Here is a 15,046-nt window from a genome sequence, read left to right as displayed (position 1 = left end):
TCCATGTCCGCGTGGTCGTCGACGAAGAGGAGCAATGAAGAACTGGAAAGCAATCGGCAGCAGCCGATTCGCCGTAGTTGGAGCTTTGCTGTTGGTCGGCATGCTTTGGGGAAGCTCGTTCCCTCTGGTTGCTGTGGCAGCACCAACTCTCGGCGCCGTCGGCACGACGCACGGCCGCTTCATTGTTGCAGCGTTGGTTCTCGCGCTGATAACTGCTTCCAGCAGATCGACCTGGCGCGCGGTCCGTCATCGGTTTCCTGCATTCCTACTGCTGGCTGCCCTCAACGTCGCTGGGCCCCTGACACTTGTCGCAACTGCGATCGTCGGCCTCAACTCGTCGACGGCGTCGATCCTGAATGCCACGACTCCGATGTTCACCGTATTCGTCGCCGCTCTCTGGCTTCGGCAAAAGATCACCTGGCGAAAACTCTCGGGGGTCGCGATCGGCATTGCCGGTGTCTCGGTGCTCGTCGGCGGAATTCCGTCAACGATCGACAGTCGCGCAATGCTGGCCATTGGCGCATCTTTGACCGCGGCGCTGCTGTACGCAGTCGGAGGTGTCTACGCACGAAAGTCGTTCCAGGACACTCCACCCCTGACGCTGGCCCTCGGCCAGCAACTTGCCGCGGTCGCCCTCTTGGTGCCGGTGTCCGCCGTCGCTCCCCCTCCGGGGCCCATAACCGTCGGCCCACTCATCGCCGTGGTAGCCCTGGGGCTGGGGGCTACCGCCGGTGGCTACCTGGTCTACTTCTGGATAATTCGTCAGGCGGGTCCAGTCGCGGCATCGGCCGTCACGCTTCTCGTTCCGATTTCGGCATCAGCTATCGGAGTGCTGTGGTTGCACGAACCTGTCACCTTCGCGCTCGTCGGCGGGCTCGTCGTCATTCTTGCCGGAGTCGGCTTGCTCCTGGATCTTCCACCGACGCGAGATCCATCCCGCAGGGTTGCCCCGGGGCGGGCGGCTAGCGCGGACAAACGGCCGGTCAGCGGCTGATCGGAGCCGTCCAAAGTCCGACCAGCGCGTCGACGAGATCGGTCGTGAAGTCCTCCCATGACGTGACCGCGTCCGGCCCCTCTTCGGCAAGCGTGCGCTCACGTTCGGCGAACATGTGCACGATCGCATTGCGTCCGATGTCCGCGCGGGCGCGTCGAACACTCATCGGCATGTCGGCCAGACAGTCAGAGAGTCCCCGAAGCGTCTCCTGCAGGGTGGGCGAGGCCAGTACCTCGTCGTAGACGATTTTCCGCAGGACCGGGTCGGTGAGAATCTGCGCGCTGAACCGCGCATACCAGGTCGGGCCACCCATTTCGGCGTAGTGATCGGTCGACGCCCGAACCAGACACGAAATCCAGTCACGAACATTTGTGGACCCTTCGATCTCACGCAGCAGTTCGCCACGGTTCTTCTCGACCTGCTGGGAATGCTTGTTCACGATCGCGCGGACCAGATCGGTCTTGGTTCCGAAGTGATATCCGACGGCAGCATTGTTGCCCTGACCTGCCGCCTCGCTCACCTGACGGTTCGAAACCGCGAAGACTCCATGTTCTGCGAACAACTGCTCGGCGACGGCGAGAATGCGGTCTCGGGTTGCAGCAGAGCGCGCGGAATTTGCGGCGCCGCCGACATCGGCCGACGCGTCCTCAGTCCTCGTAGTCATGGACACCATCATCCTCGACCATCCGAAGCTGCTCGGCACCGGAGATATTCGTCACGATCGGAGACACAGCCTTCCGTTAAGTCAGTCAATTGATTTAACTTTAGTTCAAGCAACTGACTTAAACCATTATTCGTTCTTCCTCCGATGGAGTTACCGCAATGTCGTCAACCACTTCACCACCACCGACAACGCCGCCACAGACAACGAAGTCGCCAGCCACCACCGCAGTGGTGGCTGTTCTGGCGTTTTCCGGCATCGTCGTCTCGCTCATGCAGACGCTGGTGATCCCGATCATCCCGCATCTGCCCGAGTACCTGAACGCGCCGGCGTCCGATACCGCGTGGGCTGTGACCGCCACGCTGCTCGCAGCTGCCGTCGCCGTCCCGACCATGGGCCGCTTGGGCGACATGTTCGGCAAACGGCGTCTACTCCTGATCAGCATGGCGCTGTTGGTCACCGGTTCGGTGGTCGGAGCACTCAGTTCGAGCGTTATCCCCCTCGTTGCCGGCCGAATCCTGCAGGGCCTTGCTGCCGGCGTCATTCCGCTGGGCATCAGTGTGATGCGCGACGTGCTTCCGCCCAAGAAGCTCGCCGGCGCTGTTGCGATGATGAGCGCTTCACTGGGAGTCGGTGGCGCTCTAGGTCTTCCGATCGCGGCTTTGATCGCCGAGTACGCCGACTGGCACGTCCTGTTCTGGGCGTCAGCCGTGCTCGGCGCTCTTGCGGCCGTTCTTGTTGTCGTCCTGGTCCCCGAATCGACGGTTCGAACAGGTGGCACGTTCGACTTCGGCGGGGCAATCTCGCTCTCAGCCGCCCTCATCGCTCTACTACTGGCCATTTCCAAGGGTGGCGACTGGGGTTGGACGAGCACGCTCACGCTTTCCCTGTTCGGCGCCGCGATCCTGATATTCGGATTCTGGGCTTGGTGGGAACTACGCACCCCCAAGCCGCTGGTGGATCTACGCGTATCCATCCGCCGCCAGGTGCTCTTCACCAACCTCGCATCGATCGTGTTCGGATTCGCGATGTTCGCCGCCAGCATGGTCTTTCCCCAGGTAGTCCAGTTGCCTGAAGTCACTGGTTACGGCCTAGGCGGTTCGATGCTCACCGCGGGTCTGGTCATGGCTCCCTCCGGCATCATCATGATGCTGATCTCTCCGCTGTCCTCACGTATCACCAATTCGCACGGCCCCAAGGTGACGCTCATGCTCGGCGCCGTTGTCGTCGCAATCGGTTACGGCATCGGCATTTTCGCCATGCACTCGATTTGGGAACTGATCGTGATCGCCGTGATCATCGGCGCCGGTACCGGTATGGCTTACGGCGCGATGCCCGCTCTCATCATGGGGGCTGTTCCTCCGTCCGAGACCGGTGCAGCCAACAGCTTCAACACCCTGATGCGCTCCCTCGGTACATCATTCGCCAGCGCCATCGCGGGTGTCGTCATCGCCCAGATGACCATGTCCATCGGTGGGGCAACGCTGCCGTCGGAGAACGCTTTCCGCGTCGTCATGGCCCTCGCTGCCGGATCCGCCGTCGTCGCACTCGTCCTGGCCGGTTTCCTCCCTCGGTTCAACAGCTCCAACTCCCGCAGGGAGATTGGTAGCCAGCACACCGATACGTCCCCGACCTCCTCGAAGGAATCCGTTCCGACACACTGAGCCAGCGCGCAATACACACTGCGCTGTACACACAGCCCGGCCCCGGCGGAGTCCAACTCCGTCGGGGCCGACGCGTTTCACACATTTTGCTGTTGATACACCTGCGGACGACAGTTTCGTGACATGCTCCGTTGAGATGGGTGCTCGTTCGATACTCGGGGAAAGGATGCCGCGATCGCCGCTCCTCGTGCTGACGTAGCCCTTGCTGTCGCCGCCGCTGCCGTCCTGGGCATAGGCGTCGGTGTCCTTCTTGCCGATGTCGTCGCCGGCCTGGCTGCAGGTGCGGGTGCTGCAGTGGTATTTCGGTTTGCTCTTCGGATGATCAATACCCGAAAGTGAGCGCTGCCGAGGGTCCTACTTCAGGACACGGATCGCCGAGCCCGGAAGGATTCCGCTCGATGGCGGATAGATCGACGTTGCCCCGTTGAAGAACATGTGAGCGGGAGTCGTGGATACCGGCAGCAGGTCGACGTCCTTGAACAATGCCCGCTCACTTTCCTCCCAGACCTTGCAGGACTCGTCACCGGGAAGAAGCGAAGCCTCAGTGGACAATTCGATGTACTTCTTGTTGTCGAGGGAAGCGAAGTTCACTCCTTCAGGCTTCGGTGGGCCGGTGAAGTACTTCGCAAAGATACTCGGCGTATCGCTCCCCAGCGTCAAACCGATGGAAACGTCCCACGACGACAGGTCGGTGGTGCTGAATGTGTTGGCGATGACAAAACTGTAGTCGCCACCGGTCAGTTTCACCTTCGCGCCCAGTCCTTCCCACTGGGTTGCCACGTATTCCGCGGCGGCAGAGTTCGTATCGCGTGAGTTGTTGAAAATCACGTTGAGGGCAAGCGGTCGACCGTCCTTCGTCAGGATGCCGTCGGCCCCCGCCTTCCAACCTGCGTCGGACAGCGTTTTCTTTGCTGCATCGACGTCGAAATCGGGGATCGTCCCTTCGACACTGTTGTAGTCGCAGGCAAGGGGTTCCGAAACCGCGAGGGCGCGTGCGCGGGTTCCTTTACCGCCGGTGGTGATCTCGGTGTAGTCGTCCAGGTCTACTGCCTGCACGAGGGCCTGCCGCACAGCACGGTCTGCCGTGGGTAGGGCCGCGAAATGATTGAAGATGAACTCGCCGGACAACGTGGTGTAGGTCTTCGAATCCAGACCCGCGGCCAAGACTCGTTCCTCGTCCGAACCGGTGACCGCTGCGGCATTCACTCCGCCGGTGAGAACAAGATTCGCCGTCGTACTGGGATCGGTGACAATCTTGATCGTCACTGTCTTCGGCACTCCGAGAGTGCCGGAAGTGGTCTCGCCGTTCGGACTCCAGGTGTAACCGTCGCGTCGTTCCATCGTGATGTGATCGTTGGGAACAACTTCGGTGACCTTGAACAGACCCGTTCCGTTGCTACTCGAACGGATGCTGGCCGGGTCTTCGAGCGTCGCAGCGCACGGAAGCCGCAACGCGCCGATTCGAGAGAGCAGGAAGGGCGCTGGCTCGGCGGTAGTCACCGTCAGTTCGTCACCGTCCGCTGAGGCCGAAGTCGACATCGGCACAGTGGATCCGCGTAGCGGTGAAGCGTTTTCAGGATCCATGACCCAGTTGATGTCATCGGCCGCGGTCTGTGCGGTGAAGGAAGTGCCGTCGGCACAAGTGATGCCCTTCTTGAGCACGAACTTCAGAGTGTTCCCTTCTTCACTCCAGCTCTCCGCCAGATAGGGACGCACAGTGCGTGTTTGCGCGTCGATGTCGATCAACGAATCGTACGAGTACGCGTTCACGATCTGAGTCGACGTAAGGTTGGTGATCAGAGGGTGCAGATTTCCGGGATCGGCGTTGATGACAGTCGTGAAACTGCCGTCCTTTGCATACTCACCGACCGAACCTCCGGGACTGGATGCGCCGCCACACCCGGCCAGGGTGAAAACCCCAACGCTGATAACTGCTGTCGCGGAGACAGAACGGGCTTTCATACGAGCCGCCATCTACTAGGAGTTGCCATGGCGACAATCGTGCGGGATTGACGTGGTCTGTATCTCGTTGAAGTTCCCCATACAGTCGGCCGTACTCTGTTCGATTGTCACTATCGACCGGGCAAGCACAGACGCTAAGTACGACGCTGCCGTTGACGGTGATTCGCGACGTTGATTCGGTTGCCGCACAACGCCGGCATGCAGTAGCGGCGTCGCCCTCCACGGCTTGTATCGACGAACACCCCGTTGCACGTCGGCGAGGCGCATGGGCGGAATCGTTCGTACCCCAATGTGCGCAGAGTCCCCAGCAACGAGTAGCCGATCAACAGCGCAAGTTCGCCGGTGAGATTGATTCTGCTGTCCGGTACCGCATTCCATCGATAGTCGGACCGGGCATCAGGCACGAGTCGGACGTGATGCGGGACGGTCTGCAGGAGTCGATGAGTGCGATCAACGAGCTCATCAGAAGTCGGAGCATCGAGAATCGAACGAATCCCCTCTCTGAGTTCCTTGACCTCAGCAAGTTCACCGCTGGTAAGCCGACGTCCGTTGGTGAGCGCATCCGGCGAGAGTCCATGTTCGTCCAGTAGATCGTGAAGCGCCTGAGGGGCAGCCAACGCGTCACCTGCCTCCACCCACACGCGGGGCGAGGTATTGACCAAGTCGGTCGCAAACGACGCACCGGCGACGTAATCGTCTAAAACTACTTGCATCCCTTACCGTCCTGCCCTACCGTAATTGAATAACCTAACTTTACACCTTACGGAGGCGGCGGGATGGAACACTGCGCAGACCACAGGCTGCCCGAGATACTCCTCGACACCCACAACCGATTACGCCGCGCCGGCACCGTGGCGTCGGGGACACCCGTCGTTGCAGCCGATCTCTACTGGTCGATCGGAGCGCTCGCCCAATGCCTGACCGCGATGGACGAGGTCATTTCACAACTGGGAATCAACGCCCGAAAGCAGTTGCGAGCTGGAAAGTTCGATGTCGAGAGCGGACCGTTCGAAGGACAACCCGACGCTGCCCTGCTCACCGCAGTTCTTGCGCTCGCCCGAGCATCGAGCAGTTGTGAACCAGTTCAGACGGCAATCGGCAATGCCCAGATCGCGGTGAGCGATCTCGTCGTCTCAAGGCCCACCAGCGCTTGACGCCCGCGCTCGCAGCCTGTCCCAATAGAGACTGTATGGTTGGTTTTCAAGCAGCCATCGAGAGCATCGACCAGCAGGAACCGGGTTATCACTGTGAGTGCAGGAACATCGACAATCTACGAGGACCGAACCGTCCGGATCGACGATCAGGGCGTCACGATCCGCCACTACTACTTCCCGTTTGTCAGCAAGTTCGTCCCGTACTCGCAGATCGAATCCGTCGACCTCGGAGTCATGTCATGGCTGAGCGGACGCCTACGAATCTGGGGAACAACAGATTTCAGCTCGTGGTACAGCCTGGATCTTTCACGCCCGTGGAAGGAGACCGCGGTGGTACTCACTCTCGCCGGCCACGGATCGCCTTCGTTCAGCCCCAAGGACGCCGATCGCGTCGAGACCGAAATCCGCAGTCGCATCGGATCACACGCCGCGAACTGACTAGCGGAACTCGGATTCGACGGTGACGATCTCACTCCAGTCGGTTCGATCGAACAACCGCGCCAGCGCAGTGAACAGAACTTCCGGGTCGACGACGCTCTCGGGTGAGTGCACACCGATCCGATCCGAAATCGTTCCGTCGGCGAGCCGGGACACCACCTGAGCAAGGCCGAGCGCCAAGGGGATTCCGGTTGCACCGGCCATGTCCGACAGCAACTCCGACACCGGTGAATCGTCTGCAATCCGGGCCACGACGCGCATCGCTCTTCCGTCGAACATTCCTGTCGCCGAGGCGAAGAACAACGGCAGGGATCCGTGGCCGGCGCGCGTGAGCATTCGAGGCGCAGCACGGATCATCCGTCCGAGCGAAGGCTTGCCCAATTCTTCGGCGGCCGAGTCGAGATCGATTCTCCCCTTGTCGATGTCGGCGCGGAGAACGTCGAGAAACGCCACGGTTTCCGGTGTGATGACCATCAGATTTGCCGAATGCCCCGCAGGATTGATGGTCCGATGAAACATCACCGGCTCCGGATGCCCGACCACGTAAGCGTTCCCCCGACGTCCGCCGGGCAGTTCGAGTGCGATGGAACGCAACGGTTCTTCGTTGACGATTCGCCCCGCACGAACCACCGGAACCTGGCCGCTGATCTGTTGCATCCAGTGAACGGCGGCTGCACTCAATGTGTCCACCGACTCGTCCTCGCCCTCGACATCAACCGGCCAGGCTGTATACAGATCGTCGACCACGTCCAATCGCGAGACTCCCATCGCGGCCAGGAGGTTACTCATCCCGGGACTTGCGCCCATGCCGACTACCGCACAGATTCCGGCTCCCCTCGCGGCACAGTCCAATTCCAGCATGTCGACGGCCGGCTCCCAGTCGTCGCAGATGTCGAGATAGTGAGTCCCGGTCTCGATCGCTGCCTGGAGAATGCCGACGCCGAAACGGAAGAACGGTCCGACCGTATTGACGACCACGTCTGCGCCGTCAAGCAATTCACGTAGCGTGCGACCGTCCGTGACGTCGATGCTGCGCGCCTCGACTTCCGCTGACGCCTGCGCCAGTTCAACTGAAAGACGCTTCGCAGCATCGATATCGCGATCCGCGACTACTACCTTGCCGATTCCCGGCAATGTTGCGGCCAGACGAACTGCTGCCGAGCCCATGGCACCGGCACCACCCAGTGCGACAACCGTGATTCCGTCAGCCATGAATTCCCTCCAAAAATGCAGTCTGATCCGCTAGATAGCCGGGAGCGAAGATCGAACGGGGAGCAAGGACGGCCACCAGAGCGGACCTCACTTCCGAGTCTTCGAGATCCTTGTCCACGATCGAATGCGTAGCGTCGGGGTACTTCTTGACCACCAATTGCCCTGGAGTGTCCAACAATTCGCGATACACCCTTTCGGTATCAGCCACGTCGACGTTGACGTCTTGTCCGCCGATGATCAAGAGCACCGGAACCTTCACGGTTTCGAGATCGGCTCGCGCATCCGAGAGGTAGTTCTTTCGGATGAAGTTCCACCGGTCTTCGGTGAGACCGTCGGCCTCGCCGGAGGCCACGAGATCGTCGAACGATGCATCACGGGCCAACTGATCCAAGTTCTTCGCACGATCGACCCGCGCTTTCTCGAACTCGTCGGCCGACGCATTTCTCTCGGAAAGTTCGGCTAGGGTATTGAATTCGCCTTGTTGGAGCCAGTTGATCGCGGGACCCACGGCAATGACGAACGCTACGTCCGGGTCGAGGTTCACCACCTTGGGCATCACCCACCCTGCCTGGCTTGCACCCCACAGACCGATCCGAGACGGATCGATATCCGAACGTCCCCGCGCCCACTCGATTGCCGCTTCCGTTTCTGCCGCGCGATCGTCCATGCTCTGGTCGAGCCAATTGCCCGGTGCCCCATTCACCCCCGGCTTGTCCCAGGAGAGTGACGCGTACCCCGCCTTTGCGAACGCCTCCCACACCGGTCGATAGAACGTCTCATGTGTTGCATCGACCGGGCCGTCTCCGTGGACGAAAACCACGAGCCCGAAGGGACCGTCACCGTGTTCGGGCAGTGCAAGGACTCCCTGGAGCGGCACCGATCCCCCGGTGATCGTCACTTTTTCCTCACGGATGTCATAGGTGTTCTGGTACAGCGTCCAGCCCACCAGAGTCGCGATCAGAACAACGACCACCGCCAGGGAAGTAACCATCCACCTGCGTAAACGAGGCTTACTCTTGCCCTCGCTCATCGATTCCGCTGCCATCTTCCCGCCCTAACGTACGAATTTGAAACGATCGTATTGCATTCGATAGTACAGTTGTGGGCGAAGGTGTCGAGAAGCGAGGAAAGGACATGGCGATGACCGACAGGGACGTCGATGTACCCACGAGGATCTTGATCGAGGGACTACTGCGCACGGACGGAACTGTCGACGGGCACACCCTCTATGCCACCGCCGACGCCCTCGGCAAAACTGATCAACAGGTTCGGCTGTGCATCAAGCGGTTGGTCACCGAGGGGAAGTTCACTCAGGAAGGTCGCGGGCGGCAGGCCACGCTACGAGCAACGCCGAAAGCCCTGCGCGAGATGGAACCCGACGTCGAATTCGTTCGGCTGGCCTATCGACAAGACCGCGACACTGTGACGCCGTGGGACGGGTATTGGCACCTGGCCGGATTCGCAATTCCGGAGTCGTCACGGAAAGCGCGAGATGCGCTGCGCACCAGGGTCGTTTACCTCGGCGGCGCGCTCGTCCAGGGCGGTCTGTACGTCTCGCCGCACGCCTGGGAACCGTATATTCGCGATGCGGCCGCCGAACTCGACGTCGAACAGCACCTGTCTTCTCTCACCACTCGAGATCTGAAAGTGGGCACTCTCGAAGACCCCGTGAAGATTGCCGCGCAGTTGTGGCCACTGGACCAGATCGCTGACGGATACGAACGGCTACTCGACGTAGCGACCGCACGCCTGCACAAACTGCAGAACAGTCCGGGTACCGATGCTGTCACGATGACCATCGAACTCGCGGCGGAATTCACGCGAGCCATGGAACCGGATCCGCTGTTGCCGCCGGAACTACTGCCCACCAACTGGATCGGCACGAGGGCTCGGTCGATCACTGCGCAGTGCTGGACGCTTCTGGCACAGGTGGACGGTGCCGACGAATTACCGTCGCTGTTCCACCTGTACGCAGATGCAATCGGTGACGATCAGGACGCAAGCGTGCGATGACGGGGCGGCAGTCCGAAACGCCCGAGAACCTCGTCGACTGCGGTGGACGGTGTGACAAGTCCGCGATCCTGAAGCCACGGAATGGTGCTGTCCACCAGATGCTCGAGCGTGCGAGGCAATGCGAGAGGCAGCAACGTAACGCCGTCGGCGACCTCCGCAGCTCGGATATCGGCGATCAAACTGCCGAGACCGGAAGGCGTTCCGACGTAATGAAGCGAAACGGGAACCCGCGGCGAGGTCAACGCGCTGTCCAACTGCGCAAGCTCCTTACGAGCGGAGCGAGCCTCCGGCGCGATCAGAATCTCGAGATCGACCAGCACTGCGACGCTGTCGGGATCGCGTCCTTCTTCAGCGACGGCAGCGCGTATCCGTGCGCGTTCGAGCTGTGCCTCACGCAGATCCGCAGCGCGAATCCGAACCACATTGGTAGGGAATGAAGCCAAATCGAGAGCCTTTTCACCCTCGGTGAGGTCCACCCAGTAGTCGCCGCCGATGATGGGCAGGTTGCCGGGTGCGCCCTCAGCGGCCGGATGGTGACCGGATCCGGTCAACTCGACCGCTACGTGCAGAGAATGCGAAGCGAGTGAAGACATGTGAGACCTCCGAAAATCAGAAAAGTATGGGATGAGCGAGACGAATCGTCAGCTCGAACACATTCCTGAAGAGGTGCGGCACAGATCGACATGGCGACGGCACCACTGACCGAGAGTGATGCTCACTCTCGAAGGGGTGGCGGGAAAATCCGCTGGTGCCATGGCTGCCATGCTAGTTGTCCGTTCGAGTTTTCGGGGACCGAGCTCAGCTCAGACGCACTCGGCTGCGCCGGCATTGTCGTCTGCGGCTCCGAGGAAGGGGCGGGTCTCGGGCACAGGGTTCCACGCACCTGCCGTCTTCGCGTACTTCCAATCACGCTGATTCGAAACCAGGATGTTCACGGCGTCGACCAACCGCGTCACGTCGTCCGAGCTGCTACCGAGGCCGAGGCTGGCGCGAACTGCACCGCCGGAGAGGCCGAGGCGCGCGAGAACCGGATGTGCGCAGAAGCGACCGTCGCGAACTCCGATGCCGTGCTCGGCGGAGAGGAATGCGGCGATCTCGCCCGCTTCGAATCCGTCGACGGTGAAGGTGACGATTCCGACGGCGTCGGGAGCGTCGTTCCACAGTCGCACGAGTGAGACGCCCTCGATGGCGGACAAGCCGTCAGTGAGCTGGGCGGTGAGCGCCTTCTCATGCTCGGCGATCACGTCGAAGTCCAGGGCGTGCAGGGTTTCGCAGGCGGTCGCGATGGCTGCCGCACCGAGCACGTTGGGGGAACCCGCCTCGTGGCGTGCGGGCGCGCAAGCCCACTCGGTGGATTCGATGGTCACCTCACGCACGGCGCCGCCGCCGGCGAGGTACGGCTGAGCTTCGTCGAGCCAGTCACGGCGGCCGACGAGAACGCCGGCGCCGAAGGGCGCGTACAGCTTGTGGCCCGAGAACGCTACGTAGTCGACGCCGCATTCCTGCAGGTCGATGCGACGGTGGGGAGCCAACTGAGCAGCGTCGACGAGGATACGTGCGCCGCAACGGTGAGCGATGTCAGCCAAACGTGCAATCGGCAGGATCTCACCGGTCACGTTGGAGGCCCCGGTGATTGCGAGCAGCGCGGCAGGCTTGGTGCACAGTTCACCGATCAGACGCTCGATCGTTTCTTCGATGGTGTCTGCGGCGGTGACGATACGAGCGTCGTTCCACGGCAACAGGTTTGCGTGATGCTCGACGTCGAGGACGACGGTGCTGCCGGGGACGCACTGCGCAAGCAGGTTCAGCGAATCGGTGGTGTTCCGGGTGAAGACGACAACCTGATCGTCGGCACAGTTCACGAAACGAGCAACGGATTCACGAGCGTTCTCGTAGGTGAGCGTGGAGATCCGGGACGCGTAGCCGGCACCGCGGTGGACGCTGGCGTACGTGGGCAACAATTCGGCGATACGGTCGGTGACCTGGGCCAATGCCGGCGCGCTGGCCGCGTAGTCGAAGTTGGCGTAGGAGCATTCGCCGCCCTGAACCAATGGAACCTGCAGGTCGGCACCCGAAACCTTGGCAATCGCGGTGGTGCAGCAGGTGTCGGCACTCAATACAGCAGTCATCGAAGACAATCCTCACGTTCAAGGACTCGTTCGTCGGGAGATGGCCCCGGAAGAGTCCGCGCTTGCCGCATTCGTTTTCGAACGCAGCCGGGTCGTCACCCGGAGCACCCCACCGCGGAGGAGGGTTGCCGACCAGCAAGCCGGGGCTGAACACTGGTACTCGTGACCTGGCAACGAGGATGGCAGGAACCTCCCGCGCTTGTCAAGACGAAGCTGCGAAGACCGTCGTCACGGCGCGATCGTCCGGCAGGCGAGGTGGAGCGCAAGCCTGGTTTCCGGATCGGCCAGATCGACCGAGAGAAGGCGCTGAATTCTATCGATCCGACTCGATACGGTGTTGCGGTGCAAGCCCATTCGGGTTGCGGTGTGAGCCAGAGACGATTCTTCGTCGAGGTACGTCGACAGAGTCTCGAGCAACTCTCCATTGGAATCGCGTAGCGGTGCGAGCAATGCCGCGGCCGCAGGCTGGAAGGTGTCGGTTCGCGTCCACGCCAGCAGCAACTGCGCCAGCCCGAGGCGGTCCACGTGCAGGAATCGACCTGTTTGAGATCGGGAACCGGCGAGCCGAGCGGCATCCCCGGCCTCCGACAGGGACGAACCGATTCCAGCCGGACCGTCGTGTGCGCGTCCCACACCTACCCAGGTCTCCATCGTGGGTTCCAACCTGGCCTGAGCTGCACGGATGCACTCGGCGATCCTGGTGATCGCCTCCGGTCGCGGCTCGCCTGGCAGAGTCGTCCACGCCGCCCAGCCGTCAGCCTGTTCCACGACATTGGCGTCGATTCCCTCGGCGGCGAGAGCATCTGCAACCTCGCTGCGTCTTGCCACCAGGTCGACCTCACCGACCGCCAGGACTTTGATGCCGATGTGCCATCCGTCCAGCATCCAACCCGCGTCGAGTGCGCGCCGGAGCAGTCCGGGTGTGGCGTCTGCTGACGTGTCGATCAGTTCACCGAGCAACGCGCTACGCCGGCGCGCTTCACGCTCGTCGACCATGCGCGCAACGGCCAGTCGGTGCCCGGCAGCCAACGAGGTCACGTCGAGAACCACTGAGAGAGAAGCCTCTTCGACGCTTTGACGCACCGGGAGTAGCACCGCCAGCCAGGGCTCTCGGGCTGCGCCGGACATCACCGGGCACGCAATCAGGACCCCGCCGGAGTCCAATTCGACCGTGGTGGGCGCCCCGCGACCCGACAACATACCGGCGGCTGCTCGATCAGTGTCTGACAACAGGTCGGCGCCGGTCATCGGACGTCCGGACGAGTCCAGGAGAAAGAATGAACGCTGAAAAGTGTTCAGTAGCACCGACAGAAGATTCTCGACGCTTCCTCCGGCTCGTTGGCCCGCGTGTGTCGCCCGCAGTACTGCGTCGGCCATCACCGCCCGCGAATTCGAGAGAAGATCGCGAAGATCCACGCTGAACTGCCACGGGTCGGATACTCCGAGCACCACCAGTCCGAGCCGATCGGCAAGCAACGAGAGATTCGCATCCTCCGCCGCAGTGCTGTGCACAGCGACCACCTGGCAGCCGGTCGCCGCTGTGCGCCGAAGGAGAGCGTCGAATCTCCACTCCCCGATGTCGATTCGATCGAGAATCACCAGAACTGATCCTGAACTCGCCGCATCCGACACGGCCTCGGCCGACTGTGCCGATTCCCCGGTGAGTGCTCCCACTGTCGTCACGACGGGATCACCCTCCCCGGCCAGTCGATACAGCCCGACAAAGGCCGGGTTGTTCAGCAACGCCGAAACACTCGCGCTCATCGCGCCTCCATCAGCACTGCGTCGTGGTCGATCCCGAATGCCCGCGGGCCGACAACTTTCAATCTGCCCACTTCTTCCGCCCACCACTGTGGACCGGGAAGAACCAACACGGCCACATCGTGCCCCTGGTGCACGGATTCACACGAGACGAAGGCGCCGGTCCGCACGTCGAGCAACGTCACGATGTCCGGGCACGTTGCAATCATCTCGCCGTCCAACGCGACGGTCAGGAACTCACTCTCGAATTCGACTCGTATCACCGCAGAATCGTGTTCGAGAATCACGCTGCCCCGACGATCGCCGGTGTCCGGACGACTACGACGGACCGCACGCACCCGGCCAGTCCCCATTACCCGGGCCCCGGAGCTTTCCGCGATCTCCTGCCAACTGCCCAGTACCCCGATGTGCTGACCCAGTTCGTATGCTCGGGAGAGAGTTCCCGGAATGCACGCCTCCTGCACCGTCCGCGCATCGATCGACGCGATCGCCAGAGCGCCCCAACCGCTGGTTCTCCCGATCAACGACCGCACTGCTACCTCGGCGCCCAGCACATCCACTCCGTCGACGACGGTAATGAGGCCGCCGGGCTGGGCGAGTGTGACCGGGCACAATTCCAACCCGGCTGCGGCGAGAGAGAAGTGATCGAGCCGCGGCATCGCTCGACCCAGCAGGTCCGCGTCGACCACGGGAATTCCCAACGCCAACGCCGCCGCAATGCCGGAGAGAGCGTTGAGTCCACCGCCTTCGAAAGTCATCACCGCGGTTGGACGCTTCCCGGTCCAGCGCGTCAAAGCTGCTGCAGTATCTGCAAACTCACGCCCGGAGGGCAATTGCTCCTCCAAGGCCAGGGCCGATCCGACGATTCCCACCGGCATCACCAATGCCTCCTCCGGCAACTGGTCCGGCGCGATGACCTCCACCGAAGTAGACGTCATCAGTGGACGCAGCAATTCCACGAACAAGCGTGGATCGCCGCCCCCGCCGCAGCCCAGGACCACCGCCCCCGCTGCGATCGCGTCGAGGTCGGCCTCCCGGACCGCGTGCAGCCTGCTCAC

14 protein-coding genes and 1 riboswitch are annotated in these 15,046 nt (G+C 62.0%); of the genes, 5 read left to right on the top strand and 9 right to left on the bottom strand.

The window, feature by feature from the left end:
* Positions 1 to 34: 34 nt before the first annotated feature.
* Positions 35 to 994 carry a DMT family transporter gene (locus A0W34_RS02960; protein ID WP_081557291.1) on the top strand — a complete coding sequence of 320 codons (960 nt, stop codon included), beginning with the start codon at positions 35 to 37 and terminating at the stop codon, positions 992 to 994.
* Here A0W34_RS02960 and A0W34_RS02955 read toward each other — a convergent pair.
* Complete coding sequence (locus A0W34_RS02955; protein ID WP_047269737.1) at positions 984 to 1,658, bottom strand: TetR/AcrR family transcriptional regulator; 675 nt, start codon at positions 1,656 to 1,658, stop codon at positions 984 to 986. The genes A0W34_RS02960 and A0W34_RS02955 overlap by 11 nt on opposite strands.
* Positions 1,659 to 1,816: 158 nt before the next feature.
* Here A0W34_RS02955 and A0W34_RS02950 point away from each other — a divergent pair, with 158 nt between their 5' ends.
* Positions 1,817 to 3,319, top strand: a complete 1,503-nt coding sequence (locus A0W34_RS02950) for an MFS transporter (protein WP_081557290.1) — start codon at positions 1,817 to 1,819, stop codon at positions 3,317 to 3,319.
* A gap of 354 nt (positions 3,320 to 3,673) precedes the next feature.
* On the opposite strand, the gene A0W34_RS02945 is transcribed toward A0W34_RS02950, so the two are convergent.
* Both A0W34_RS02945 and A0W34_RS02940 read right to left on the bottom strand, forming a co-directional pair.
* The gene (locus A0W34_RS02945) at positions 3,674 to 5,281 is read right to left on the bottom strand and encodes an ABC transporter substrate-binding protein (RefSeq protein ID WP_081557289.1); all 1,608 of its coding nucleotides are present in this window, start codon (positions 5,279 to 5,281) and stop codon (positions 3,674 to 3,676) included.
* A 134-nt stretch (positions 5,282 to 5,415) separates the two neighbouring features.
* The gene (locus A0W34_RS02940) at positions 5,416 to 5,994 is read right to left on the bottom strand and encodes a CGNR zinc finger domain-containing protein (RefSeq protein WP_042450527.1); all 579 of its coding nucleotides are present in this window, start codon (positions 5,992 to 5,994) and stop codon (positions 5,416 to 5,418) included.
* Positions 5,995 to 6,057: 63 nt separating this feature from the next.
* Between A0W34_RS02940 and A0W34_RS02935 the strand changes: the two genes are divergently transcribed.
* Together A0W34_RS02935 and A0W34_RS02930 are read left to right on the top strand one after the other, a co-directional pair.
* Positions 6,058 to 6,435 (top strand): hypothetical protein, encoded by a 378-nt coding sequence (locus A0W34_RS02935; RefSeq protein WP_042922747.1) that lies wholly within the window; start codon positions 6,058 to 6,060, stop codon positions 6,433 to 6,435.
* A gap of 93 nt (positions 6,436 to 6,528) precedes the next feature.
* Positions 6,529 to 6,873: a hypothetical protein gene (locus tag A0W34_RS02930; RefSeq protein WP_042922749.1), complete on the top strand. Its 345-nt coding sequence runs from the start codon at positions 6,529 to 6,531 to the stop codon at positions 6,871 to 6,873.
* Here A0W34_RS02930 and A0W34_RS02925 read toward each other — a convergent pair whose 3' ends face one another.
* Both A0W34_RS02925 and A0W34_RS02920 read right to left on the bottom strand, forming a co-directional pair.
* Positions 6,874 to 8,085: a saccharopine dehydrogenase family protein gene (locus A0W34_RS02925; protein ID WP_081557288.1), complete on the bottom strand. Its 1,212-nt coding sequence runs from the start codon at positions 8,083 to 8,085 to the stop codon at positions 6,874 to 6,876.
* Positions 8,078 to 9,076, bottom strand: a complete 999-nt coding sequence (locus A0W34_RS02920; protein ID WP_042450570.1) for an alpha/beta hydrolase family protein — start codon at positions 9,074 to 9,076, stop codon at positions 8,078 to 8,080. Before A0W34_RS02920 ends, A0W34_RS02925 begins: the two co-directional genes overlap by 8 nt.
* Positions 9,077 to 9,219: 143 nt before the next feature.
* Between A0W34_RS02920 and A0W34_RS02915 the strand changes: the two genes are divergently transcribed.
* Complete coding sequence (locus A0W34_RS02915; protein ID WP_050655932.1) at positions 9,220 to 10,098, top strand: phage repressor protein; 879 nt, start codon at positions 9,220 to 9,222, stop codon at positions 10,096 to 10,098.
* Here A0W34_RS02915 and A0W34_RS02910 read toward each other — a convergent pair.
* From A0W34_RS02910 to A0W34_RS02895, 4 genes are all read right to left on the bottom strand, one after another.
* The gene (locus tag A0W34_RS02910) at positions 10,077 to 10,691 is read right to left on the bottom strand and encodes a hypothetical protein (RefSeq protein ID WP_050655923.1); all 615 of its coding nucleotides are present in this window, start codon (positions 10,689 to 10,691) and stop codon (positions 10,077 to 10,079) included. The two genes, A0W34_RS02915 and A0W34_RS02910, sit on opposite strands and share 22 nt — an antisense overlap.
* A gap of 210 nt (positions 10,692 to 10,901) precedes the next feature.
* On the bottom strand, positions 10,902 to 12,227 hold the full coding sequence (locus A0W34_RS02905; protein ID WP_003941108.1) for an aminotransferase class V-fold PLP-dependent enzyme: 1,326 nt from the start codon (positions 12,225 to 12,227) through the stop codon (positions 10,902 to 10,904).
* Between the two features lie 53 nt (positions 12,228 to 12,280).
* Positions 12,281 to 12,395: riboswitch (SAM riboswitch) on the bottom strand.
* 60 nt (positions 12,396 to 12,455) lie between these two features.
* Complete coding sequence (locus A0W34_RS02900; RefSeq protein WP_081557286.1) at positions 12,456 to 13,991, bottom strand: PucR family transcriptional regulator; 1,536 nt, start codon at positions 13,989 to 13,991, stop codon at positions 12,456 to 12,458.
* On the bottom strand, positions 13,988 to 15,046 hold the full coding sequence (locus tag A0W34_RS02895; protein ID WP_081557285.1) for a DUF917 domain-containing protein: 1,059 nt from the start codon (positions 15,044 to 15,046) through the stop codon (positions 13,988 to 13,990). The genes A0W34_RS02900 and A0W34_RS02895 overlap by 4 nt, the downstream gene beginning before the upstream one ends.

This window comes from Rhodococcus sp. BH4, assembly GCF_002079265.1.
Lineage (GTDB): Bacteria > Actinomycetota > Actinomycetes > Mycobacteriales > Mycobacteriaceae > Rhodococcus_F > Rhodococcus_F qingshengii.
Note: the sequence above shows the minus strand (reverse complement) of the source record. Positions and strands in the feature narration are given on the sequence as shown.

Coding starts and splice junctions, on each gene's coding strand:
- A0W34_RS02960 (WP_081557291.1), top strand. CDS start 35: ATGAAGAACTGGAAAGCAATCGGCAGCAGCCGATTCGCCGTAGTTGGA.
- A0W34_RS02955 (WP_047269737.1), bottom strand. CDS start 1,658: ATGACTACGAGGACTGAGGACGCGTCGGCCGATGTCGGCGGCGCCGCA.
- A0W34_RS02950 (WP_081557290.1), top strand. CDS start 1,817: ATGTCGTCAACCACTTCACCACCACCGACAACGCCGCCACAGACAACG.
- A0W34_RS02945 (WP_081557289.1), bottom strand. CDS start 5,281: ATGAAAGCCCGTTCTGTCTCCGCGACAGCAGTTATCAGCGTTGGGGTT.
- A0W34_RS02940 (WP_042450527.1), bottom strand. CDS start 5,994: ATGCAAGTAGTTTTAGACGATTACGTCGCCGGTGCGTCGTTTGCGACC.
- A0W34_RS02935 (WP_042922747.1), top strand. CDS start 6,058: ATGGAACACTGCGCAGACCACAGGCTGCCCGAGATACTCCTCGACACC.
- A0W34_RS02925 (WP_081557288.1), bottom strand. CDS start 8,085: ATGGCTGACGGAATCACGGTTGTCGCACTGGGTGGTGCCGGTGCCATG.
- A0W34_RS02920 (WP_042450570.1), bottom strand. CDS start 9,076: ATGGTTACTTCCCTGGCGGTGGTCGTTGTTCTGATCGCGACTCTGGTG.
- A0W34_RS02915 (WP_050655932.1), top strand. CDS start 9,220: ATGGCGATGACCGACAGGGACGTCGATGTACCCACGAGGATCTTGATC.
- A0W34_RS02910 (WP_050655923.1), bottom strand. CDS start 10,691: ATGTCTTCACTCGCTTCGCATTCTCTGCACGTAGCGGTCGAGTTGACC.
- A0W34_RS02905 (WP_003941108.1), bottom strand. CDS start 12,227: ATGACTGCTGTATTGAGTGCCGACACCTGCTGCACCACCGCGATTGCC.
- A0W34_RS02900 (WP_081557286.1), bottom strand. CDS start 13,991: ATGAGCGCGAGTGTTTCGGCGTTGCTGAACAACCCGGCCTTTGTCGGG.